Raw genomic sequence first — 810 nt, 5'->3', positions numbered from 1 at the left:
CTACGGCGGCAGTGTACGAATGAGTACAAGCTGAAACCGATCAAGCGGGCTGTCCGTGACATGCTCGGCTACCCGGGCCGCACCTACATCCCCCGTGGGGTGTACGCGGAACAGTGGATCGGCATCAGCACGGACGAGATAGGACGGGCCCGGGACTCCGGTCTCAAGTTCTCCCGCAACGTCTTCCCGCTGCTGGATCTCGGGTGGTCGCGCGACGACTGCCGGGAGTACCTGACCGCCGAAGGGTTCGGCACCACTCCGAAAAGTGCCTGCATCGGCTGTCCGTACCACGGCAACGCGCAGTGGCGGGCACTCCGGGACGGGGCTCCGGACGAGTGGAAGGACGCGGTGGATTTTGATGCGTCGATCCGGTCCGGGAACGCCAGGGCGACCGCGAACGGTGTCCCACTGCTGGGGCAGGCGTTTCTACACCGCTCGCGGAAGCCGCTGGATAAGGCTCCGATTGATCACGTGACGCGCAACGAGCGTGCGGCCGAGCTGGGCGACCCGGACGGGTGCTCTCCATACGGGTGCCGGTCGGGGGAAGCGGTGGAGTAAAGCAGCCGAGCGCCAGGACGACGACCAGGCCGACAACATCGAGGGGGCGACGCTTGTGCTCTGTCTCGACTGCACGGCTCCGGCGGTGCTCCGCGGACGCTGTGAACGGCACCACGACGCGTACGAGCGGCGGGCTTCGGTCCGTGCTCGGCGTGCGCGCCGGTCCGTCCTCGCCCGGGTTCACTCGGGAGCTGCCCGGCTCCGTGCGCTGGTCGGTGCCCGTGGTGGTGCCCGGTGTGCACGGTGCGGGTC

General features: G+C 68.4%; 1 protein-coding gene. It reads left to right on the top strand.

What is annotated here, in order from left to right; all coding sequences use genetic code 11:
• Positions 1–558 (top strand): hypothetical protein (locus RNB18_RS50690; protein ID WP_311720886.1); only part of this gene is annotated, 558 nt, incomplete at its 5' end.
• Positions 559–810: the final 252 nt, after the last annotated feature.

The organism is Streptomyces doebereineriae, from assembly GCF_031845645.1.
GTDB lineage: Bacteria > Actinomycetota > Actinomycetes > Streptomycetales > Streptomycetaceae > Streptomyces > Streptomyces canus.
The sequence above is the reverse complement of the archived record's forward strand: the minus strand, read 5'-3'. Positions and strand labels throughout refer to the sequence as shown.